This window comes from Sandaracinus amylolyticus (genome assembly GCF_021631985.1).
Taxonomy (GTDB): Bacteria; Myxococcota_A; Polyangia; order Polyangiales; family Sandaracinaceae; genus Sandaracinus; species Sandaracinus amylolyticus_A.
In genome coordinates this window covers 6,464,007-6,486,312 of sequence record NZ_CP070225.1, presented here as the reverse complement: position 1 = coordinate 6,486,312, position 22,306 = coordinate 6,464,007, and the positions used below count along the sequence as shown (strand labels likewise).

Annotated in this window: 20 protein-coding genes; 9 read left to right on the top strand and 11 right to left on the bottom strand. The window is 70.4% G+C overall.

Annotated features, from left to right (window positions below; translation table 11 throughout):
• Window positions 1-7: 7 nt before the first annotated feature.
• Together I5071_RS27530 and I5071_RS27525 are read right to left on the bottom strand one after the other, a co-directional pair.
• A complete protein-coding gene (locus tag I5071_RS27530) occupies window positions 8-736 on the bottom strand; it encodes a hypothetical protein (RefSeq protein WP_236515859.1) in 729 nt (242 codons plus the stop codon).
• Between the two features lie 350 nt (window positions 737-1,086).
• On the bottom strand, window positions 1,087-2,325 hold the full coding sequence (locus tag I5071_RS27525) for a bile acid:sodium symporter family protein (RefSeq protein ID WP_236515857.1): 1,239 nt from the start codon (window positions 2,323-2,325) through the stop codon (window positions 1,087-1,089).
• Between the two features lie 9 nt (window positions 2,326-2,334).
• Here I5071_RS27525 and I5071_RS27520 point away from each other — a divergent pair, with 9 nt between their 5' ends.
• The 4 genes from I5071_RS27520 (at window position 2,335) to I5071_RS27505 (ending at window position 4,300) form a co-directional block, all read left to right on the top strand.
• Window positions 2,335-3,009, top strand: a complete 675-nt coding sequence (locus tag I5071_RS27520) for a DUF2092 domain-containing protein (RefSeq protein ID WP_236515856.1) — start codon at window positions 2,335-2,337, stop codon at window positions 3,007-3,009.
• A 14-nt stretch (window positions 3,010-3,023) separates the two neighbouring features.
• Window positions 3,024-3,359, top strand: coding sequence for a hypothetical protein (locus I5071_RS27515; RefSeq protein WP_236515855.1), 336 nt, complete (start codon window positions 3,024-3,026; stop codon window positions 3,357-3,359).
• 87 nt (window positions 3,360-3,446) lie between these two features.
• On the top strand, window positions 3,447-3,749 hold the full coding sequence (locus tag I5071_RS27510; RefSeq protein WP_236515854.1) for a GNAT family N-acetyltransferase: 303 nt from the start codon (window positions 3,447-3,449) through the stop codon (window positions 3,747-3,749).
• The gene (locus I5071_RS27505; RefSeq protein ID WP_236515853.1) at window positions 3,746-4,300 is read left to right on the top strand and encodes an NADPH-dependent FMN reductase; all 555 of its coding nucleotides are present in this window, start codon (window positions 3,746-3,748) and stop codon (window positions 4,298-4,300) included. The genes I5071_RS27510 and I5071_RS27505 overlap by 4 nt, the downstream gene beginning before the upstream one ends.
• Here I5071_RS27505 and I5071_RS27500 read toward each other — a convergent pair.
• The gene (locus tag I5071_RS27500; protein WP_236515851.1) at window positions 4,258-4,749 is read right to left on the bottom strand and encodes a hypothetical protein; all 492 of its coding nucleotides are present in this window, start codon (window positions 4,747-4,749) and stop codon (window positions 4,258-4,260) included. The genes I5071_RS27505 and I5071_RS27500 overlap by 43 nt on opposite strands.
• Before the next feature lie 106 nt (window positions 4,750-4,855).
• Window positions 4,856-5,407 carry a response regulator transcription factor gene (locus tag I5071_RS27495; protein WP_236515850.1) on the bottom strand — a complete coding sequence of 184 codons (552 nt, stop codon included), beginning with the start codon at window positions 5,405-5,407 and terminating at the stop codon, window positions 4,856-4,858.
• Between the two features lie 222 nt (window positions 5,408-5,629).
• On the opposite strand from I5071_RS27495, the gene I5071_RS27490 reads away from it, so the two are divergent.
• The 4 genes from I5071_RS27490 to I5071_RS27475 all read left to right on the top strand — a co-directional run bounded on the left by I5071_RS27490 (window position 5,630) and on the right by I5071_RS27475 (window position 9,576).
• Window positions 5,630-6,841 carry a hypothetical protein gene (locus tag I5071_RS27490; RefSeq protein ID WP_236515849.1) on the top strand — a complete coding sequence of 404 codons (1,212 nt, stop codon included), beginning with the start codon at window positions 5,630-5,632 and terminating at the stop codon, window positions 6,839-6,841.
• Window positions 6,838-7,602: a ferritin-like domain-containing protein gene (locus tag I5071_RS27485; RefSeq protein ID WP_236515848.1), complete on the top strand. Its 765-nt coding sequence runs from the start codon at window positions 6,838-6,840 to the stop codon at window positions 7,600-7,602. The genes I5071_RS27490 and I5071_RS27485 overlap by 4 nt, the downstream gene beginning before the upstream one ends.
• 79 nt (window positions 7,603-7,681) lie before the next feature.
• Window positions 7,682-8,197 carry a DUF962 domain-containing protein gene (locus tag I5071_RS27480; protein ID WP_236515847.1) on the top strand — a complete coding sequence of 172 codons (516 nt, stop codon included), beginning with the start codon at window positions 7,682-7,684 and terminating at the stop codon, window positions 8,195-8,197.
• Window positions 8,198-8,271: 74 nt separating this feature from the next.
• Window positions 8,272-9,576, top strand: coding sequence for an MGH1-like glycoside hydrolase domain-containing protein (locus I5071_RS27475; RefSeq protein WP_236515846.1), 1,305 nt, complete (start codon window positions 8,272-8,274; stop codon window positions 9,574-9,576).
• A gap of 111 nt (window positions 9,577-9,687) precedes the next feature.
• Here I5071_RS27475 and glgB read toward each other — a convergent pair whose 3' ends face one another.
• The 3 genes from glgB to I5071_RS27455 are packed head-to-tail and all read right to left on the bottom strand — an operon-like array spanning window position 9,688 to window position 17,092.
• Window positions 9,688-11,610, bottom strand: coding sequence for a 1,4-alpha-glucan branching protein GlgB (gene glgB, locus I5071_RS27470; RefSeq protein WP_236515844.1), 1,923 nt, complete (start codon window positions 11,608-11,610; stop codon window positions 9,688-9,690).
• Window positions 11,611-11,640: 30 nt separating this feature from the next.
• Window positions 11,641-15,006 carry a maltose alpha-D-glucosyltransferase gene (gene treS / locus I5071_RS46855; protein WP_329611076.1) on the bottom strand — a complete coding sequence of 1,122 codons (3,366 nt, stop codon included), beginning with the start codon at window positions 15,004-15,006 and terminating at the stop codon, window positions 11,641-11,643.
• A gap of 31 nt (window positions 15,007-15,037) precedes the next feature.
• Window positions 15,038-17,092 carry an alpha-1,4-glucan--maltose-1-phosphate maltosyltransferase gene (locus I5071_RS27455; RefSeq protein ID WP_236515843.1) on the bottom strand — a complete coding sequence of 685 codons (2,055 nt, stop codon included), beginning with the start codon at window positions 17,090-17,092 and terminating at the stop codon, window positions 15,038-15,040.
• A gap of 226 nt (window positions 17,093-17,318) precedes the next feature.
• Here I5071_RS27455 and I5071_RS27450 point away from each other — a divergent pair, with 226 nt between their 5' ends.
• Window positions 17,319-17,822: a hemerythrin domain-containing protein gene (locus I5071_RS27450; RefSeq protein WP_236515842.1), complete on the top strand. Its 504-nt coding sequence runs from the start codon at window positions 17,319-17,321 to the stop codon at window positions 17,820-17,822.
• Window positions 17,823-18,003: 181 nt separating this feature from the next.
• Here the strand turns inward: I5071_RS27450 and I5071_RS27445 are convergent, their stop codons facing one another.
• The 4 genes from I5071_RS27445 to I5071_RS27430 are packed head-to-tail and all read right to left on the bottom strand — an operon-like array spanning window position 18,004 to window position 22,258.
• Entirely contained in the window at window positions 18,004-19,359 is a 1,356-nt protein-coding gene (locus I5071_RS27445) for an MBL fold metallo-hydrolase RNA specificity domain-containing protein (protein ID WP_236515841.1), read from the bottom strand.
• Between the two features lie 4 nt (window positions 19,360-19,363).
• Window positions 19,364-19,999, bottom strand: a complete 636-nt coding sequence (locus I5071_RS27440) for an ATP-binding protein (protein WP_236515840.1) — start codon at window positions 19,997-19,999, stop codon at window positions 19,364-19,366.
• A 37-nt stretch (window positions 20,000-20,036) separates the two neighbouring features.
• The gene (locus I5071_RS27435; protein WP_236515839.1) at window positions 20,037-21,893 is read right to left on the bottom strand and encodes a serine/threonine-protein kinase; all 1,857 of its coding nucleotides are present in this window, start codon (window positions 21,891-21,893) and stop codon (window positions 20,037-20,039) included.
• Between the two features lie 47 nt (window positions 21,894-21,940).
• The gene (locus tag I5071_RS27430; RefSeq protein WP_236515838.1) at window positions 21,941-22,258 is read right to left on the bottom strand and encodes a hypothetical protein; all 318 of its coding nucleotides are present in this window, start codon (window positions 22,256-22,258) and stop codon (window positions 21,941-21,943) included.
• Between the last annotated feature and the right edge of the window lie 48 nt (window positions 22,259-22,306).

The following is a 22,306-nucleotide window of genomic DNA, read 5'->3' as shown; positions in this document are numbered from 1 at the left end:
TCTCCTCTCAGGTCATCTGGAACGCGAGCGGACAGACGCCCTCGTCGAGCGACGCGGCGTCCTCCCGCACGCGGGTGCGCAGCTCGCGGATGCTCGCGCGCTCGACGCCGGCGTCGTGGCGCAGCTCCACCCGGACGCCGTTCGGGATCTCGACGAGCCGCAGCTCGTGCACCGAGAGGATCGGCGACGCGGGATCCGCGAGCTCGTGTCGCGGCGCGCTCGTCATCTCCCCATGGCTCGGATCGGGGCACTGCTCCGCATGCGTGCGCGAGTGCGCGAGCGCGAACGCGCGCATGTGATCGCGCAGTCGCGTGACGTCGTCGTCGCCGCGCGCGGTGAGCACCATGGCGGCCCCGCGCGACACGTTGCGCGCGCGCACGCGCAGCGACTCGATGTCGCTCGGACAGATCGCCGGCATCGCGATCTCCTCCTCGATCGCGGCGAGCGTCTCGCCCTCCATCGCCGCCTGCGCTCCGGGCTGCGGCTGGATGTCGACCTCGCTCACCCTGGCGACCGAGATGCGCGGCGTGGACGAGGGCAGGCGCGACTCGTCGACCTCGACGATGGTCGGCGCGCGCGGAGGCCCCGGAGCCTGCGCCGCGACGACGCGCTCGGTGCCGACCGTCGCGCCCGCCGTCGGGGCCGGCGTGGTGGCCCTCGACGTCTCTTCTCCTCCTCCGCCGCACGCTGCCGCGAGCAGCGCGAGACCGACGACTCCCGACGTGCGCATTCGCATCGATTCCACCTCCACGATCGCCCGCTCCGGGATGGGAGCTGGCCGTGGGCGAGGGCCCGAGCAGCGCGCGTGCCGCTCACGTGCGAGCGGGTCGATCGACGGCGAAGTGCCTCGATCACGACGCGTGAGCCCCCGACTCGACGCGATGAGCCACGGCGTCGATCGGTGCTTGTCGCTGCGCGCGCCGCGTCCCGCGCAACGTCGTGAGGGCGACCTGGGGCGCGCGATCGTCCAGCGCTCGCCGGTGCGGGATCTTCGGCCTCCGTACCTGGCGTCGCGCGCGAGAGAGAACGAGACGACCGCGCGGCGCGTCGTCCGCGCCGCGACGATCCTCGCGATGGCGCGATCGATCAGGTCGCGGGCTCTCCCGCGATCACACCCGCGGGGAGCTGCTCCGGGCGCTCGACGTCGGCGCTGCCGTGCACGCGCTTGCGCCAGAGCTCGTACGGCAACGCGATCACGAGCGCGACGATCAGATAGGCGATCACCACCGGCACTGCGTGGCTCTGGGGGAAGCCCGTCGCCGCGATCAGCGCCGCCAGCGCGGGGAAGCGCGTCGCGTTCGCGATCGCGAGCACCGTGCGATCCCGCGGATCGGGCCCGCCGAGCACGTGCCCCACCGCGAGCGCGAGGACGGGCGCGACGATCATCGCGAGCAACGCGGGCCACTCGAGCCGGCGCAGCACGTCGATCTCCGCGAGCAGCAACACCAGCGCGAGCCCCGGCAGCAGCGCGTTCGCGAGCGCGCCCACGGGCTTCGCCAGCCGACCCGCGAGCGCCGGCGCGAGGCGCCGGATCGCGAGACCGACGCCGAGCGGCACCAGGATGCCGAGCACGAGCGTCCTCGCGATCGCGAGCGGAGCGATCGCGGGGGCCGTCCCGACGATGCGCCAGATGATCGAGAGCCAGAACGGCACGGTGATCACCCCGAGCACGCTGGTCACGACGAGCAGGCTGCACGCGAACGCCGCGTTGCCGCCGAGCTTCATCCCGGTGCGCGGGACCGAGGGAAGACCGGGCGCGAGCGCGGCCGCGACGATTGCGATCGTGGCCGCGGCGCCGACGTGCAAGGCACGGCAGAGCGCGATCGCGACGAGCGGCGCGACGATCATCGTCGCGAGCAGCGAGCGTGCGAGCAGCCCGCGGTTCCTCGCGAGGTACGCGAGATCGCTGGTGGTCGTCGCCAGACCGGTCGCGACGGTCATCGCGGCGATCGCGATCTTGAACGAGAGCGCGAATGCGTGCTGGAGGTCCACGTCGCGCGTGCGCTGCGAGCGATGAGCCAGCGTCGTCGGGAGGCGCTGCGCGACGCACGACGAGCCGCGGTGACGCGCGGCCACGCTCGACGCGAGAGCACGCAGCTCCGTGGCGCACGCGATGCAGCGCGCCTGCACAACGGCAGTCGCCGTGAGGAGGTGAGCGTGGCTCGAGCGAATGGAACGAAGTTGCGGATCGTCGCGGGGGCTCTCGCCGCGATCGCCGCGATCTCTGTCGCGTCGTGGACCAGCGACGCGCAGCAGCGGCCGCGGGGTGAGCAGCCCGCCGCGCGCGGAGCGCGTCCTGCGATCGATCCCGAGGCCGATCGCCACCTCCGCGCGATGAGCCAGTACCTCGCGGGCCTGCGCTCGTTCCGCGTCGACGCCGACAGCGCGACCGAGGTCGTGCTCGAGAACGGACAGAAGCTGCAGTACCTCGCGAGCTCGCAGGTGTCGGTGCGCCGGCCCGATCGACTGCGCTCGGAGCGCCGCGGCGAGCTCTCCGATCTCGTGATGTATTACGACGGCGACTCGATCACGCTCCATGGACGCGGTCAGAACGTCTGGGCGACGACCGATGCGCCGCGCAACCTCGATGCAGCGATCGACTTCGCGCGCGACGAGCTCGACCTCGAGGCGCCCGCAGCCGACCTGCTGATGAGCGACGTGTATCGGACGCTGAGCGCCGAGGCCGCGTCGGGCACGTACGTCGGCACCGCCGAGGTCCAGGGCGTGCGCTGCCACCACCTCGCGTTCCGCGGGCGCAGCGGCAGCGACTGGCAGCTCTGGGTCCAGGAGGGCGCGACGCCGCTCCCGATGCGCTACGTCGTCGTCAGCACCGACGTCCGCTCGCAGCCGCAGTTCGAGGTCGAGCTGCACGACTGGAACACCACCGCGGCGATGTCGGACGCAGAGTTCCAATTCGAGCCGCCGCCGGGCGCGCGGCAGATCGAATTCCGCCGAACGCTCGAGGCACAACGCGGACAGCAGCGCACGCGCGCGCCCGGCGCGCGCTGAGGAGGACGAGGATCATGGACATCATCGAGCATCTCTCGGGTCGTGCTCGCGCCGGGATCGCCGCGATGGCGATCGCGATCGGCGCGCTCGCGCTGCCCGCCACCGGCGCGCTGATCGCGCCCTCGACGGCCCACGCGGTCGTCGGCAGGCCCCTCACGCCGGTGAGCTACGCGGGCGTGGCGCGGCGGACGTCGCGCCGCACCGCGCGCCGCACCGTCGCGTACACCACCGCGGCGATGACGACGCTGCCGGCGGGCTGTGTGGCCGCGGGCGCCTACTACAACTGCGGCGCGGTCCGCTATCAGCAGGCGTACGACGGCGGCAACGTCGTCTACGTCGAGGTCGACTGAGGTCCTGCGGGAGCACCTGCGCGTCGATCGCGCCGGTGCTCCCGATTCGCTCTGGTGCTCGCCGCGCCGCTGTGGAGAATGCGTGCGATGGACGAGGCGAAGCCGAAGATCGAGATCGAGCACGACGAGGCGGACGGGCGCGGCGCGTTCTTCGTCGCACGCCAGGGCGTGCGGCTCGCGGAGATGACGTACTCGCGCACCGGCCCGGACCAGGTGATCATCGATCACACCGAGGTGCACGACGCGCTGCGCGGCCTCGGCGTCGCGCGACGGCTGCTCGACACCGCGGTGGCGTGGGCGCGCGAGACGAAGACGCGCGTGAGCGTGACCTGCCCCTACGCGAAGTCGCAGTTCGACAAGGATCCCTCGATCCGCGACGTGCTCGCGTGAACGTCGTCGGCATCTCGGGCTCGCTGCGGCGCGGCTCGTTCAACTCCGCGCTGCTCCGTGCGGCGATCGAGGTCGCCCCCGAGGGGTGCGTGATCGAGCCCGCCGACATCCACGGCGTGCCGCTCTACGACGGCGACGTCGAGAGCGCGCAGGGCATTCCGGCGACGGTGCAGGATCTGAAGGAGCGCATCGCGCGCGCCGACGGCGTCCTGATCGTCACGCCCGAGTACAACGGCGCGCTCCCCGGCGTGCTGAAGAACACGATCGACTGGTGCTCGCGCCCCGCGACCGACATCGAGCGTGTGTTCGGCGATCGACCGGTCGGTCTGATCGGCGCCACGCCCGGGATGGGCGGCACGCGCCTCTCGCAGAACGCGTGGCTGCCGGTGATCCGCGCGCTCGGGATGCAGCCGTTCTTCGGCAAGTCGCTCTACGTGTCGGGCGCGAGCAAGGTGTTCGACGCGCAGGGCGCGCTCGTCGACGCGACCATCCGCAGGCTGCTCACCGACTACGTCGCGGGCTTCGCGGCGTTCGTGGCGCGCTCGCGCTGAGCGAGCTCGCTCGTCACGTCGGCGACGACGCGACGCACGATGCGCGCGACGTCGTCGGGCGCGAACGGGAGCGCGAGCACGTCGACCGCGACCGGACGCTCCGCGTCCTCGTGATGCGGGCTCGACGTCGCGAGCACGCAGCGCACGGCCGCGGTCCGATCGTCGGTGCGGATCGCGTCGATCACCGGGCGCTGCGGCTCGTCGGCGATCACGAGGTCGAACACCATGCAGCGCAGGAGCGCGACGGCGTCGTGCACGTTGTCGGCGCTCGCCGCGCGTGCTCCCGTGGCCTCGACGCTCGTCAGCAGCGCGTGGCGCTCGCGGGGTCGATCGCTGACGACCAACACGACCGCGGGCCGCGCGTCGGTGCGCGCTGGGAGCCCGAGATCGTGACGGCGTTCTTGCACGACGTTGCGGCACATGAGCCCCGCCGCGCCGCCATCAAGCACGCGCTCAGTCCAGCTGGAGTGCTCGCTGGCGGAGGGCCCGCACGGGAGCGTGCGGCGCACGCGGACGGGAGGACCCTGCGCCGGCGAGCCGATTTTCGACACTCTCTCAGCCGCGCGTCGCACCCCACCAGAAGCAGGCGATGAGCTCCGCGCGATTGGCGCATCCGCTCTTGCGCAGCAGCGCGGTGACGTGCGCCTCGACGGTGCTCTTCGCGCATCCGAGCTCGGCCATCACGTCCTTGTTCGACGCGCCGCGCACGACCTGCTCGAGCACCCGCGCCTGCATCGGCGTGAGCGCCCAGACCTCGCGCGCGCGCTCGAGGGCCCGCGTGGCCGCGGGAGACGTCTCGATCGACGAGGGGAGGGTCCAGAACCGCGCGACCAGCGCGCCTCGGCCTTCGGCCGCCGCCTTGCGCAGCAGCTGACCGACGTGCGCCTCGATGCTCGCCGCGCTGCAGCCCACGAGCGTCGCGATGCGCGCGTTGCTCGAGCCGCGCGCGACGTGCTCGAGGATCTCCGCCTGTCGCGGCGTGAGACGCCACGCGAGCGACGCATGCGCGAGCTGCTCCGGCGAGCGGAGCGGGCGCGCGGACGAGAGCGCCGGCGACCCGTCGCCGTCCGAGCGCTCACCGAAAGGCGTCGCAGCCGAGCGATCCATGCGTCCTGGCGCGATGCTAGTGGGCCGTCGAAAACAGCGGGATCCCCCGATTGGGTGAGCCCGGTCGCGCCGTGGTCGCTCGCCTCGAACGATCGCGCGCCTCGCGTGTGACTGGCGGGAGCGCGCCGGCTTCGCGCGACGCGCGAGCGCGGACCCATTCGCGCGCGGCTCCGGGCGAGGCACATCGGTTGCGACGTCGAGGGTCCCGGACTGGAGGATTGGATGGCGCTCGACGTGCTCACGGAGCGAGGCACCTCGCTCGACAAGCAGGAGTTCGACTGGCGGGACCTCGTGCGGATCCCCTACTCGAAGCTCGATGACGACGCGTTCACGCGGGTGCGCGTGATCCTGATGAACGGCATCGAGTCCGAGGCCGTGCGCTTCGGCCACGCCGCCGCGCGGGTGAACAAGCCGCTGCAGCTCTCGCTCGCGCGCATCCGCCGCGTCGAGCACTTCCAGCAGACGATGGTCAACTGGCTCAACCCGCCGGACCAGAACGCGCTCGAGACCACGATCGGATTCGAGCAGGTCGCGATCGAGGTGACCGCGAACGTCGCGCGCAACGAGCCCGATCCCTACATGAAGCAGGTCTATCACTTCGGTCTGCTCGAGGACTTCGATCATCTCTATCGATATTCGGCGCTCTACGATCGTCTCCACGGCAAGGACGCGAACACGCTGCTCCAGTGCTACACGGACGTGCTGCCGGGACGTCCGACGTCGGTGGAGCACCGTGCGCCCGAGGACGATCTGCGCCTGCCCTACGATCGCGCGCGCGCCGACGTGCTCACGAAGATCCACGCCACGACGATCACGGCGGCGGAGCAGATGACGCACGACTACTACATGACGATCGGGCCCACGTTCGCCGATCCACTCGCGCGCCAGCTCTACGCGGAGATCGCGGCGATCGAGGAGCAGCACGTCACGCAGTACGAGTGTCTGTCCGATCCGTACGAGACGTGGCTGGAGAAGTGGCTCCTCCACGAGCTCACCGAGGTCTGGAACTACTGGTGTTGTTACAACGCCGAGGGGAACCCGAGGGTCAAGGACATCTGGGAGCGATTCCTGTCCTACGAGCTCGGTCATCTCCATCACGTCGTGCACCTGTTCGAGCAGAACGAGAAGCGCGACGTGCAGTCGATCCTCCCGAAGTCGCTGCCGAAGCCGATCAAGTTCGAGAGCCAGCGCGACTACGTGCGCGAGGTGCTCGCGCGCGAGGTGCACCTGCGCGCGAACGGGAGCGAGATCGTCGAGCCCGACGAGGAGAGCGAGGCGTCGCTCGCGTACCGACAGCGGATGAACGCGCAGGGATCGCCGTCGGAGATCGTCGCGGCGGGATGGGTGTGGTCGCCCGCGGGCGAGCTCACGCCGAAGCCCACCGGCACGGATCGCAAGAAGGCGCGGGGCGCGCAGCAGGAGGCACGCCGATGAAGGGCTCGAAGAAGACGCTCGAGGGCAAGCCCGAGAAGCACGTCAATCGCACCGGCATCGCGCTCTCTCCGGTGCACGCGAAGGAGCTGATCGAGGGCGCGGCCCACACGCATCCGTCGATGTCGGGTGACGAGACGGGCATCGCGACGGTGCGCGCGGCGTACATGCGCGACGCCGAGCCGATCGGATCGATCCCGCCGCCGACGAACGTGAAGAGCGCGGCGAAGGTGTTCACCGTCGAGCGCATGGCCGTGCTGCTCGACAAGATCGGCGCACGCCTCGCGTTCGAGCGCACTGGCACGCGCCTCTACCAGGCGATCATCGGCAAGGTCGAGAGCGGCACGCCCTTCGAGGGAGGACCGACGCTCGAGCGACTCACGCAGATCATGCGAGAGGAGCAGCAGCACTTCGAGCTCCTCCGCGAGGCAATGGAGTCGATGGGCGGTGATCCGACCGCGGTCACGCCGTCGGCCGACGTCGAGGCGACGCTCTCGATGGGCGTGCCGCAGGTGCTGCACGACGCGCGCACCGACGTGCACCAGTCGCTCGAGGCGATCCTCCTCGCCGAGCTCGCCGACAACGACGGATGGGCGGTGCTGATCGAGCTCGCGCGCTCGCTGGGGCACGAGGATCTCGCGACACGCTTCGAGGTCGCGCTGGAGCAGGAAGCGCAGCACCTGCGCGACGTGCGCGGGTGGGTGAAGGCGTCGACCCTCGCGGTGAGCAAGACGGCCCGCGCCGGCGCGCCGGCCACCCGCTGATCCGACGTCGGGCGCGTGCCTTCTCGCCGTCCGAGACCGCGGGGAGCACGCGCCGCACGCCGCGAGGTACCATGCCGCCATGAGCGAGCGCATCCAGTCATACGAAGAGTTCTGGCCTCACTACCTGCGCGAGCATCGCAATCCGAGCTCGCGCCGACTGCACTTCGTCGGGACCACCGGGTGGCTCGCGGCGTGCGCAGCGTCGGCGGTCACGGCACCGCTCACGTTCCCCGCGGCGATGGCCGGCTTCGCCGCGCTCGCCGCGCACGGCACGAAGAAGGGCGAGGGCGAGAAGCCCGCGCTCGGCCACATCGCAGGGATGGTCGCGCTGCCCACGCTCGCGTCGCCGGTCTTCTTCCCGGCGGGCGTCGTGTTCGCGTATGCGTGCGCGTGGGGCGGGCACTTCGGCCTCGAGAAGAACAAGCCCGCGACGTTCCAGTACCCGCTCTGGTCGTTCGTGTCGGACCTGCGGATGTGGAGCCACATGGTGCGCGGCCAGCTCTGGAGCGGCGATCCGATCGAAGAGCTCGGCCTCGAGGGCGGCGCGCGCACCGAGGCGAAGAGCAACGGCGCGCAGCCCGTCGTCCCGACGTGACCGTGACGAGCGCGCGCGGCCCCGCCTGATCGGACGTGGTGGCCGCGCGCGCAGGCCCGCTATCCTCGCGTGCCGTGTCGTCCGTCGAGATCCGCGTGAGCGAGGCCCTGCGCGCACATCTGATCGAGGGGGCGCGCCGCTCGGTGCGCGCGCCCATCGGTCGATTCCGTCACCCCTGGCTCGCGCCGATGCCGCGCGTCGAAGAGCGCGACGCCACGTCGAGCGAGGACGATCGCTTCGCGTCGGGCGACTACGCGAACGCGCTCTTCCATCACGACGTGAGCGAGGCCGCGATCGAGCTCGCGCGCGATCCCGAGCTCGCCGAGGCGTGCTTCGGGTCGCTGCTCTGCTTCCTCGACAACGCCGCGCCGAACGGGTGCGTGCGCCGCATCGAGATGCCGTTCCGCACGCGCGACCCCGAGCCCGCGAAGCCGTGCATGGCGCAGCTCGCGCTGCGCGCGATCGACGGCATCGACGATGGCCTCGCGCGCGCCGATGCAGCGCGCGTGTTGCCGCGCGTCGTCGCGTTCGCCGAGTACCTCGAGCGCGAGACCACCGGCATGCACGGCCTCCTGCTGACGCCCTCCGCGCGCGCGAGCGGGTTCGACTCCGACGTGCTCACCGCGGGTCTGCCCGACTTCTCGGTCGAAGGCCCCGACACCAACACGTTCATGGTGCTCGAGCTCCGCGCGATCGCCGAGCTCGCGCGCCTGCTCGGCGAGGACGCGATCGCACGCGTGCATGCCGAGAAGGCGGAGGCGCTCGCGGAGCGCATCGAGACGCTGCTCTGGGACGACGCCGAGCGCACCTACGTCGCGCTGCGTTGGCAGCACGGCGCATCGGGCCGGCGAGACGAGATCGTCGGACACCGCGACGAGCGCGGCGTGCAGCGCCCGCTGCGCAGCTGGATCTCGATGCTGCCGCTCTACGCCGGCATCGCCGCACCCGATCGCGCCGCCGCGATGTTCGACGCGGTGCTCGATCCCGCGCAGCACTGGAGCCCTTCGGGCGTGCGCACCGTCCCCGCGGACGACGTGTACTTCCACCAAGCGCCGCGCGTGATGGTCTACGACCCGCGCCGCAGCGAGCGGCGTCCGGTGTCGAATTGGTCGGGCCCGATCTGGGTGCTCGCCAACTACTACACATACCGCGCGCTGCAGCGCTACGGCCGCGCCGAAGAGGCGCGCGAGCTCGCACGACGAACGGTGCGACTCCTGGACGACGACCTCCGCGACACCGGCGCGCTCCACGAGTGTTACGACGACAGCGCCCGCGGCCTGTGGCCGCGCCGCGGCACGTTCATCTCGTGGAACGTCCTCGCGCTCACGATGGCGCGAGGAGAGACCCCGATCCTCCGAGGAGAGCAGGAGAATTTCTGAGGAGAGCAGGAAGTGAGGAAAGCAGGAGAGAAGAACGACGAAGCGATTCTCTCCTGCTCTCCTTCCTTCCTGCCTTCCTTAGAAATCTTCTCTCTTCCTCAGGCGGCTCAGTCACCGTTCAGGTTGGAAGAACACCGCGCCGAGCGGCGGCAGCGTCACCAGGATCGATGCGCGACGGCCGTGGCCCGGCACCAGCGTCGACTCCACGCCGCCCATGTTGCCCTGTCCGCTCCCGCCGTACTCCGTCGCATCGGTGTTGACGATCTCTCGCCAGCGACCTTCGAAGTCGACGCCGATTCGATAGTTGTGCCGGGGCACCGGCGTGAAGTTGAACGCGCAGAGCACGCGGTCGCGCGGATCGGCGCCCACCCGCTCGAAGCACAACACGCTCTGATCCACGTCGCGCGCATCGACCCAGTGGAAGCCCTCGGGGCTCGCGTCGCGCGCGTGCAGCGCGGGCAGGGTGCGATAGGTGCGATTGAGGTGCGCCAGACAGCGCATGATCCCGGCGTGCCCCTCGTCGTGCACGAGGTGCCAGTCGAGACTGCCGTCGTGGTTCCACTCGCTCCACTGACCGAGCTCGGCGCCCATGAAGAGCAGCTTCTTGCCGCTCTGCGCGAACATGTACGCATAGAGCAGGCGCAGGTTCGCCCGCTTCTGCCACGCATCGCCCGGCATCTTCGAGAGGAGCGAGCCCTTTCCGTGCACCACCTCGTCGTGGCTGAGCGGCATCACGAAGCTCTCGTGGAACGCGTAGATGCTGCGGAACGTGAGCTGATCGTGGTGGAACTTGCGGTGGACCGGCTCCTTCGAGAAGTACGACAGCGTGTCGTGCATCCAGCCCATGTCCCACTTGAAGCCGAAGCCCAGCCCACCGACGTAGGTCGGGCGACTGACCATCGGCCACGCGGTGGACTCCTCGGCGTAGGTCTGGATGTCCGGGAAGTCGCGATAGGCCATCTCGTTCATCTCCCGCAGGAGCTGGATGGCCTCGAGGTTCTCGCGCCCGCCTTGCTCGTTCGGGATCCACTCGCCCGCATCGCGCGAGTAATCGAGATAGAGCATCGACGCGACACCATCGACGCGCAGTCCGTCGATGTGATAGCGGTCGAGCCAGAATCTCGCGCTCGAGAGCAGGAACGACTTCACCTCTCGACGGCCGTAATTGAAGATCGCGCTCTTCCAGTCGGGATGGAAGCCCTTCTTGGGATCCGCGTGCTCGTAGAGGTGTGTTCCGTCGAAGTACGCGAGGCCGTGCTCGTCCGTCGGGAAGTGCGCCGGCACCCAGTCGACGATCACGCCGATCCCGTTCTGGTGCAGGTGATCGACGAGGTACATGAAGTCCTGCGGGGTCCCGAAGCGGCTCGTCGGCGCGAAATAGCCGGTGACCTGATAGCCCCACGATCCCGCGAACGGGTGCTCCATGATCGGCATGAGCTCGACGTGCGTGAACCCGAGCGTCTTCACGTGCTCCGCGAGCCGCGGGGCGATCTCACGATACGAGAGCGAGCGATTGTGGTCCTCGGGAACTCTCGCCCACGAGCCGAGGTGGACTTCGTAGATGCTGATCGGCGACGAGAGCGACTGGTGCGCTCCGCGCGTGTGCATCCACTCGTCGTCGCCCCACTCGTATCCTTCCATGTTCCACACGATCGACCCGGTGCGAGGCGGAGTCTCGTGGTGGAACCCGTAGGGATCGGCCTTGTCGACGCGATATCCGTGGAGGCGGGAGTGGACCCGGTACTTGTAGATCGTGCCCTGCCCGAGCCCGGGCACGAACCCGGTCCAGATTCCCGAGCTGCCCCAGGGCCGGAGCGGCGTCGCCTCGCCGTGCCATCCGTTGAAGTCGCCGATGACGCCGACGAAGTCGGCGTTGGGCGCCCACACCGAGAAGCGCACGCCGCGCTGGCCGTCCTCCTCGGTGAGGTGCGCGCCCAGCCGCTCGTAGAGCCGCGCGTGCGTGCCCTCGTTGAAGAGATGGACGTCGATCTCGCCGAGCCGCGGATCGCGTCGCTCCTTGCGCACCTGGATCATGGCTACCCCCTCTCTAGGCCCATCGCGCGCTCATCCTGCCTCGGGAGCGTCGATCAGATCGAGAAGCCCGCGCAGCGGGATCTCGACCCACTCCGGTCGGTTGTTGAGCTCGTAGCGCACCTCGTAGATGCACTTCTCGAGCAGGTAGAAGTCGAGCATCCGAGAGAGCGCCGCGCGATCGCGCGGCACGAACGGCGCGTCGCCCGCGCGCTCGAGCCATCCGCCCAGCCAAGCCGCACAGACCCAGTCGGTCCACGCGTCGATCCAGGGATGCAGTCGCGGCTCGTCCTGTGCGCGCACGCGATCGCTGTGCAGCGCCGCGGCCGCGGCGTAGTGGAACGAGCGCAGCATCCCTGCGACGTCGCGCAGCGGCGAGCGCTTGCGACGCCGCTCGACCAGCGCGCGCGCCGGCTCGCCCTCGAAGTCGATGAACACGAAGTCGCCCGCCGCGTAGAGCACCTGGCCGAGGTGGAGATCGCCGTGGGTGCGCGTGCGCACCGCGTCGATCTTCTCGCGATGGATCTCGGCGAGGCGCGCGTCGACCTCGTCGCGTCGCGAGGTCAGCTGATCCGAGAGCGTGACCGCGCGCTCGTCGAGCCCGACGCGCATCTTGCGCAGGAGCTGCAGCGTCTGTCCGAGCTGGGTGCGCGCTGACTGATAGAGCGAGCGCTGGTGCAGGAGCGAGAACGGCTCGGGCACGAAGTCCGGATCCTCCGCGTCGCTCGCGAGCGCGCGATGCAGCTCGGCGGTGCGCTCGCCGAGCAGGCGCGCGAGGCCGAGGTACGGACCGATCGCCTCGATGGCGAGCTCGGGCGCGTGGAGCTGCGCGCGATCGATCCAGCGGCCCGGCGCGCGCGGCACCGGCTCCTTGTCGACGTACTCCCACGCGTGCTCGCAGTAGCGCTGCAGCGCGTCGAGCGTGAACTCCCAGCCGTCGCCCTGGCTCGCGACGAGCTCCTGCATCACCGCGAGCGCGCGCGGCTCGCCGCTCGCCGGCTCGTACGAGAGCGTGCCGAGCATCCGCGGCACGTGCCCGAAGCGATTGCGCTCGGTGAGGAAGCGACCGATCTCCTCCTCGGGGTGGTGCCCCGGCTCGATCGCGCGGAAGAGCTTGAGGATCAGCTTGTCCCCGAAGAACACGTTGCTGTTGCTCTGCTCCGCGGTGCTCACGCGCGGAGGCAGCTCTTCGAGGCGCTTCGCGCGTGCAGCACGCGCGTGCAGCGACTTGTCGACGAGCGCGGAGAGCGCCTTCGTCGAGCGCGCGCGGATGACTCCCTCGTCCGACTTCAGCGTTCCACCGCGCTCGAGGAGGAGCGAGAGGAGCTCGTTCGCGAACCCGTCCGTCGTGAGCGCGTCGACGACGACGTGCTCTCCGTCGGTCCCGCGCACCCGCGCGATGACCGCGTGCGGCGCCTCGCGCGTGAGCTGATCGCCGCGCTCGCTCGACACGATCGCGATCGGCATCACGTAGGTCTCGGCCGGACCCTCGGAGTACGACACGTGCGCGAGCACGACGTGCGCCTCCGCCGCGGGCAGGACGTCGATGATCTGCATGCGCTCGAGGATGCGCGCCTTGCCGCGGAACCAGCGGCGGTTGCGAAGCCACTCGGTCAGCGCGGGCGCGAGCCGCTCGCGACCCCGCTTCGCGAGCAGCGAGCCGACGTCGCCACGAACGGTGATGTGGAAGGGCCCGGTCGCGCTCAGTCGCTCGCCGCGCGGGCGATCGATCTGGAACCAATAGAACGCGTAGGGGCCGAGCGTGAGCAGATAGGGCAGCTCGCCGACCGCGGGGAAGGGCGTGCGCCCGAAGAGCTCCATCGGCACCGCGCCGGCGTGGGCCGAGAGATCGAGCTGCACGTACTGCGGCGAGCGCGAGAGGTTCGCGACCACGAGGATGCGCTCGTCTCCGTAGGTCCGGAAGAACGCCAGCACCTTGCCGTTGTCCGGCTGCAGTAGCTCGAGCTCGCCGCGCGAGAACGCGTGGTGCTTCTTCCGCAGCTCGATCAGCCGCTTGGTCCACCACAAGAGCGAGTCGGAATTGAGCTGCTGCGCTTCGACGTTGACCGTCTCGTGGTGGTACTCGGGATCGATGATCACCGGCAGGAAGAGTCGCTGGGGGTTCGCCTTGGAGAATCCCGCGTTGCGATCCGCGCTCCACTGCATCGGCGTGCGCACCGCGTCGCGGTCGCCGAGATAGACGTTGTCGCCCATCCCGATCTCGTCGCCGTAATAGAGCACCGGAGTCCCGGGCATCGAGAGCAGGAGCGCCTTCATCAGCTCGATGCGCGCGCGCGTCTTGAGCAGCGGCGCGAGGCGGCGCCGGATGCCGAGGTTCACGCGCATCTGCGGGTCGTGCGCGTAGACGCGGTACATGAAGTCGCGATCTTCGTCGGTGACCATCTCGAGCGTGAGCTCGTCGTGGTTCCGCAGGAAGAGCGCCCACTGGCTGGTCTCGGGGATCTTCGGCGTCTGCGCGAGGATGTCGAGGATGGGAAAGCTGTTCTCGAGCTGCAGCGACATGAACATCCGCGGCATCAGCGGGAAGTGGAAGTTCATGTGGCACTCGTCGCCCTTGCCGAAGTACTCCGCGGCGTCCTCGGGCCACTGATTGGCCTCGGCGAGGAGCATGCGATTCGGGAACCGCGCGTCGATGTGCGCGCGCATCTCCTTCAGGAACGCGTGTGTCTCGGGCAGGTTCTCGCAGTTCGTGCCCTCGCGCTCGTAGAGATAGGGGATCGCGTCGAGGCGCATCCCGTCCACGCCCATCGCGAGCCAGAAGTCGAGGAGCTCGAGCACCGACTTCCGCACCTCCGGATTGTCGAAATTGAGATCCGGCTGGTGCGAATAGAAACGATGCCAGTAGTACTGCTGCGCGACCGGATCCCAGGTCCAGTTGGATCCTTCGTAGTCCTGGAAGATGATGCGTGCATCGCGGTACTTCTGGGGGTCGTCGGTCCACACGTAGAAGTCGCGATATCGGCTCCCCTTCGGGGCGCGGCGCGCGCGCTGGAACCACGGGTGTTGATCCGAGGTGTGGTTGATGACGAGCTCGGTGATCACGCGCAGGCCGCGCGCGTGCGCCTCCTTCATGAAGCGCTTGAAGTCGTTCAGCGTTCCGAGCCGCGGATTGACGCTGCGGTAGTCGGCGATGTCGTAGCCGCCGTCGCGCTGCGGTGAAGGATAGAAGGGCAGGATCCAGATCGCGGTGACGCCCAGATCCGCGACGTAGTCGAGCTTCTGGATCAGTCCTTCGATGTCGCCGATTCCGTCGCCGTCGGAGTCGTAGAACGCGCGGATCGGGATCTCGTAGATGATCGCGTCCTTGTACCAGAGCGGATCGTCGGTGATCGTGGCTCCGGAGCCATCGGGCTCACCCTCGGGATTGCGCGGTGACATCGGGGAGTGCCTCGTCGTCTCGAGGAGGGATTCAGAGGAAATAGTCGAAGTCGCGCTCGCTCCGCACCCGGCGGCGGAGCGCGAAGACGTGCGCGGGCATCGCGTGGGGATCGACCTCCACGTAGTTCCGCCCGCCGTGCCAGAGGTATCGGCCTCCACCGAGCAGGTCGTGCGCCTGGAAGGTGGTCTGGGGCTCGAGCCCGAGCGCGTCGAGGTCGAGATCGATCCATCCCGACTGCCGATGATGGAAGTCCAGATTGACCACCACGAGCACCGCGTCGTCGCCGTGCGCCTTGCTGAAGCAGAGCAGCATGTCGTTGTCGGTGCGGTGGATCGTCACCCCGTCGTTGCGCTGCAGCGCCGGGTGCTCGCGGCGGATCCGATTCATCAGCGCGATCGCGCGCCGCAGCGAGTCGGGGCGATCCCGCTCCCAGCGCTTCAGCTGGTACTTCTCGTTGTCGACGTACTCGCCCGAGCCGGGGCGCGCGACGTGCTCCATCAGCTCGAACGCCGGGCCGTAGAGGCCGTAGTGGCTCGACATCGTCGCCGCCATCACGAGGCGTGCGAGGAACGCGGGGCGCCCGCCGTACTGCAGATCCTCGGGGAGGATGTCCGGCGTGTTCGGCCAGAAGCTCGGTCGGAAATAGTCGGCGACATCGGTCTTCGTGAGCTCGTGCAGGTACGTCTCGAGCTCGTGCTTCGTGTTGCGCCAGGTGAAATAGGTATATCCCTGCGTGAATCCCGCCTTCGCGAGCGCGTACATCAGCGCGGGACGCGTGAACGCCTCGGAGAGGAACGTCACCTCGGGGTGCGCGGTCTTCAGGGACGCGATGCACCACTGCCAGAACGGGATCGGCTTGGTGTGCGGGTTGTCGACCCGGAAGATGGTCACTCCGTGCGCGATCCAGAATTCGAACACGTCGCGCAGTGCCTTCCAGAGATTGCGCCAGTCGTCGCACTCGAAGTCGAACGGATAGACGTCCTGGTATTTCTTCGGCGGATTCTCCGCGTATTGGATCGTCCCGTCGGGACGATGGCGGAACCACTGGGGGTGCTCCTTCACCCAGGGGTGATCGGGAGACGCCTGGAACGCGATGTCGAGCGCGATCTGCAGCCCGTGATCGCGCGCCTTCGCGACGAGACGATCGAAGTCCGCGAGCGTGCCGAGGTCGGGGTGGATCGCGGTGTGGCCGCCCTCGGGCCCGCCGATCGCCCACGGGCTGCCGGGATCGTCGGGGCCCGCGGTGAGCGTGTTGTTCGGGCCCTTTCGGAAGGCGCGCCCGATCGGGTGGATCGGCGGCAGATACAGCACGTCGAAGCCCATCTCCGCGACGTAGGGGAGCCAGGTCTCGGCGGTGTGGAAGGTGCCGTGTCGCCCGTCCTCGCCGGTCGATCGCGGGAAGAGCTCGTACCACGACGAGAAGCGTGCGTGGATCGGGTCGACCACCACGCCCCAGCTCTCGCTGCGCGTCGCGAGCGCGCGCTCGGGATGCCGCGCGCAGAGCTCCGCGGTCGACGCCGAGAGCGCGAGGCGGATGCGCTCGTCGCGCGGCGCGCGTGCGTCCGCGATCGCCTTCGCCGCGCGCTCGAGCAGCTCGCGATCCGCGCTCGATCCGTTGCTGCAGTCCGACGCCGCGCGCTCGACGAGGGCCGCGCCGATCGCGAGATCGACGTCGCTCACCTCGCCCACCTCGGCCTTGCGCTCGAGCCCGTGGCGCCACGTCTCGAGGTCGTCGATCCATCCGTCGACCGCGAGCTCCCAGCGCCCGATCGCATCGAGGGCCAGCTCGGCCTCGAAGCGATCGTTGCCGCGCGCGCGCATCGGGATCTCGGCCCAGCGCGCGCTCCCCGGTCTCTTGTACCGCAGCACCCCGCGCACCCGATCGTGGCCGTCTGCGACGAGCACCGCGACCACACGAAGCGCGTCGCCCTCGATTCGTTTGACGTCGAACGATCCTCGCTCGACGCGCGGCTGCACGTCCGCGATCACGACGCGACGGCGTCCTTCGTCGGGCATCGGCACGTCGGTGGGGAGCGCGCTCGTCGTCCTCGCCGTGCTCGCGGCGCCCTGCTGCGTCGTCGCCATCGGGGTCCTTCCACCGGGCGAGCTGGGCCCGCCGGAGGCCTCGACGACGCCGCGGCAATGAACTGTCGTAGCCCCCTCGGAGGGGACCACAACCCCGGAGCGCGATCGATGCGCGATGCCACGCGCGAGGCGCGAGGCGACGTCTCGCACCGTCTCTCGCGCGCACGTCGCACGCAGTGCGGTCCGGGCGCGGTGATTGCTGTGTCGAGGGCACCGGAGGAGACCCATGAAGGCGACGGACCTGTTGGAGCAGCAGCACCGCGAGGTGGAGAAGATCTTCGATCGCCTCGAGAACGACGAAGGCGACCGCGTCGAGAACCTCCGCGAGCTCGCGTCGAAGCTCGCCGCGCACATGCGCATCGAGGAGGAGCTCTTCTATCCGAAGGCGCGCGAGGTCATGGAGGACATGGTCTACGAGAGCCTCGAGGAGCACACGCTCGCGGCGTTCGCGCTGAAGCGCCTCGCCGAGATCGATCCGGGGCACCCGAGCTTCGAGGCCAAGTGCAAGGCGCTCAAGGAGCTCGTGAAGCACCACGTCGAGGAGGAAGAGAGCGAGATGTTCCCCAAGATCGACGGGGAGATCGAGCCCGACGAGCTCGAGACGATGGGCGAGGAGCTCGAGGCGCGCTTCATGGAGATCGTCGAGTCGGGCTACGGCGCCGATCTCGTGAAGGCCCAGCCGTCGAAGAAGAACGGCATCGGTCGCATGCCCCACCACGCGACGCGGTGAGCCTCTGCCGGAGTGCTCGTCCCGCAGGTCCCGGACGGGAGCGCGCGCAGCGCGCGGACGGTAGGGACCGGCGGGCGAGCCGATGTTTTCGACAGCCTCTGCCGGAGTGCTCGTCCCGCAGGTCCCGGGAAGGGACCGGCGGGACGAGCCGATCTTTCGACGGCCTTGCGCAGCGCGCGCGTCAGTCGAGCTCGACGATCATCCCGTAACGCGGCACCACCGCGCGCCATCCGAATCGATCGGCGATCGCGCGGCGCATCGCGTCCGCCGCGGCGGGCTCGCCGTGCACGACGTAGGTGCTGCGCGGCGCGCGAGGAAAGCGCGCGAGCCATCCGAGCAGCTCGTCGCGATCGGCGTGCGCGCTGAGCCCGTCGAGCTTCACGATCTCGGCGCGCACCGGCACGTGCTCGCCGTGGATCTTCACCGACTCCGCGCCCGATGCGAGCGCGTCGCCGCGCGTGCCCGCCGCCTGGAACCCTGCGAGCAGCACGGTGTGCTGCGGCTCGGGCAAGAGGCGCGCGAGGTGGTGCAGGACGCGCCCTCCGGTCGCCATCCCGCTCGCCGAGATCACGATGCGCGGGCCGCCGCGATCGAGCAGGTGACGCGAGTCCTCGGGGTCGCGCAGGAGCTCGACGATCTTCGCGTCGCGCTCCCATTCCGCGCGGGTGAGCCGGTGATCGCCCTCGTGCGCGCGATGGATCTCGGAGACGTCGATCGCCATCGGGCTGTCGAGGGTGATCGGCAGCTTCGGGATCCGCTGCGTGGTGCGGAGCTGCGCGAGCAGGTGCACGAGGAGCTGGGCGCGGCCCACTGCGAACGCGGGGACGAGCAGCACGCCACCACGCTGCGCGGTGCGCGTCACGATGCCGGCGAGCGCCTCGAGCACGTCGATCGGCGGATGCACGCGGTTGCCGTAGGTCGACTCGATCACGAGGTGCTCGGCGGGCGGCGGGACCTCGGGCGCACGCATGATCGGGTCCTCGGGGCGCCCGACGTCGCCGCTGAACAGGACCGACGTCGTCGCGTCGGCGAGGTGCACCGCGCACGCACCGAGGATGTGGCCCACCGGGGTCCAGCGCGCGCGCAGCGCGCCGATCACGAGCGGTTCGTGATCGGCGATCGGCTCCACGTGATCGAGGGCGCGGTTCGCATCGTCGACGGTGAAGAGCGGCTCGGCGGGATGGTGCTTCGAGTATCCACGCTGGTTGGCCCAGCGCGCGTCCTCTTCGTTCAAGCGCGCGGCGTCGAGCCAGAGCACGCGCAAGAGCGCGGCGGTCCCGCGCGAGCACCGGATCGGCCCGTCGAAGCCGCGCTTCACCAGCAGCGGCGCGAGCCCCGAGTGATCGAGGTGCGCGTGCGTCAGCAGCAGCGCGTCGATCGTCGTCGGGTCGAAGGGGAAGGGCTCGCGGTTGCGCAGGCGCTCGTTCTTCACGCCCTGGAACAGGCCGCAGTCGACGAGCACGCGCGTGTCGCCCGAGGTGACGAGGATCTTCGAGCCGGTGACGGTCTCGGCGGCGCCGTAGAACGCGAGCTGCATCGGATCAACCTCCCGCGACGGCGCGCGTGCGACAACAAGCAGGGGTCAGCGACTCGATCAGCGCGAGGGTGCGCGTGAGCTTGTCGACGAAGTCGAGGCTGCTGTCGACGACGAAGCGCCGCGGGTGCGCCGCCCAGACCTCGAGGATGCGCGCGTCGATGCGCGCCGCTTCCTCCGCGCTCTCGATGCGCACCGGGTTCTTCATGCGGTCGTAGCCGTTCTCGCGCGTCGGCGTGCGCAGGTGGATGATCGCGTCGTAGCGCGCGAAGGCGTCGCGCTCGGTGGTGCCCACCGCGCGCCAGTACTCGTCGGGCGCGCCGGGCCAGTACGCGAGCCCGTCGGCGACGCCGCGATCACAGAGCACGAGCGCCGCCGATCGTTCGTCGACCTCGAGGCGCTCCATCTGGTCCTGCACGTGGAAGATCGCGATCTGCGCGCGCCGGCGCGCCAGCGGCGTGCTGCGCCGCGGGAACCCTCCGCCGAACACGATGGTCGCGGCCTCGGGGAGCACGACGACGTGATCGCACGAGCGGCGCCGCACCACCTCGAGCACCGCGGTCTTGCCTGCGCCCGGCCCGCCGGTGAGCACCACGCGAGGTGCGTCGTGGACGGCGGTGCAGGGACAGCGCGGATCGCTCATGCGAGGGCGCACGTACACACGCGCGCGTGCCGCGCCATCAGCGCTCGGTGCGCGCGCTCGATCCCCGCACCAGCTCGTCGCGCAGCCGCACCAAGCGCGCGACGTCCTCGCGATCGCTGCGCCGATCGACCTCGGTCATCGCGCGATCGAGCGCGTCGATCGCGCGCGCGCCCCAGTGACGGCGCAGCAGCTCGGCGGCGGTGTCCCCCGAGCGATGGTGGGCTGCCATGCGCGCGAGATCGTTCACTGCGTGCGCGTCGCCGCGCGCGCGCGCTTCGTCGGTCCGCAGCGCGAGCGAGTAGCGCTCGCAGGAGTCGGGACGGTGGCCCGCGAGGAAGTCGGCGTGCGCGAGCAGGAGCCACGCGCGGGGATCGTCGCGGTGCGCGCGCGCGTAGTCGCGCAGGGCGTTCGCGTCGCGCTGCGAGAGCCGACCGCTGCGCTCGAGGCGCTCGCGGATCGCGCCGAGCGGCGCGGGGATCGGAGCGGCCCAGGGATCGGGATCGGGCGCGAAGTACGTCGTCGGCGCGGGATCGGCGGCAGGCTCGGGTGTCGTCGCAGCCGACGCGACCGGAGGTGTGCCGGGTGTCGTCTCGCTCGCCGCGCCCGGGTCGTCCGACGACGAGAAGAGCACGAGCGCGATCGTGATCGCAGCGCCGATCACACCGAGCCCGAGCAGCCCGCCGATCGCGAGCAAGAGCGGTCCGCGCGAGGGCTTGATCGTCGACGCGACGATCGCGCTCGTCGTCGACATCGTCGACGAGATCGGCGGCACGATCGCCGACGAGGGCGCGCTCGCCGCACCGCTCTCGGCCGCACGGCGCAGCCCGGGCCGCGCCGGCACCGTGCCGTCCGCAAGGACCGCGCTCGCCACCGGCGGCACCGCGTGCGACGGCGGCGGAACGGGCGGTGTCATCGTCGCGGCACCACCGCCGCTCGCGAGCGTCGGCGCATCGCCCGACACCGCCTCGCGCGCGGGCGACGGGGCCGGCCGCGGCACGCCGGCGCGCACCCGCACGGCGTTCGCCGGCAGCGCGTAGAGCGCCTCCATCAGCTCGCGCGCGCTCGCGTAACGCTGCGACACCGACTTCGCCGTCGCGCGCTGCAGCGCGGCCTCGAGCTCGGGCGCGACCTCGAGATCGGGCCGCACGCTCGCGATCGTCGGGAGCGACACGAGCAGGTGCTGCCGCACGAGCTCCGCGCCCTCGCCCACGAAGGGCCGCTGCCCGGTGAGCAGCTCGAAGAGCACCACCCCGAACGAGTACACGTCCGCGCGCGCGTCCGCGTTGCCGCCGGTCGCCTGCTCGGGCGCCATGTACGCGGGCGTCCCGAGCACCATGCCCTGACGCGTGATCTGCGCGTCGCCCGCGCTCCCGTCCTCGTGGAGGAACTTCGCGAGCCCGAAGTCGAGCACGCGCACGATCTCGTGCCCGTCGTCGATGCGCTGCAGGAACACGTTCGCGGGCTTCAGATCGCGATGCGCGATCCCCTGGGCGTGCGCGTGCGCCAGCGCGCGCAATACGTCGCGCCCGATCGCCAGCGCGCGCTCCGGCGCGATTCCGTCGCGGATCGCGCGATCGAGCGAGCGCCCCTCGAGCAGCTCCATCACGAGGAACGGCGCGCCGTCGTCGACGCCGAAGTCCATCACGTCGACGATGTTCGGGTGCGTGAGCGCCGCGAGCGATCGCGCCTCGCGCTCGAACCGCGCCCGCAGCCCTTCGCGCGCGACGTGCTCGCGCTGCATGAGCTTCACCGCGACGTGCTTGCCCAGGCGCACGTGGAACGCGCGCCACACCACGCCGAGCCCGCCCTCGCCCAGCGGTGCATCGAGGCGATAGCGTCCGTCGAGGATGCGCCCGACCTCGGGCGTTCCCGCATCCGAGGCGGACCGCTGCACGCCGAGGAGCGTACCCGAGGAAGGACGCGCTTAGAAGCGCGAACGGGTCACCTCGGGCCCGGCGGCTCGGCGCGCCGGATCTTCGGGCGCGGGTGGGCCGCCCGCTCGTCCGCGTCGATCTTCTCGGCCGCGACCTCGGGCTCGGGATCGACCACGGGATCGAGCGACGCGCGGACCTCGTCGTCCTGCACGTAGTCGTCCTCCGGCACGTCGTGGCGATCGGTCCGGAGCGCCTCCGCGAGGGCTTCGTCCTCCTGATCCTCGATCGCGTCCTCGGGCAGCACCTCGGCGATCGTGCCGTCGATGTCGCCCGCGTCACCGAGCGGCGCGGCGCGGCGGGGCGCGTGCTCGTCGCGGTCGGCCATCTCCGAAACCTTCGGTCCAAGATCGCGCTCACCCATGACCGCTTCTCC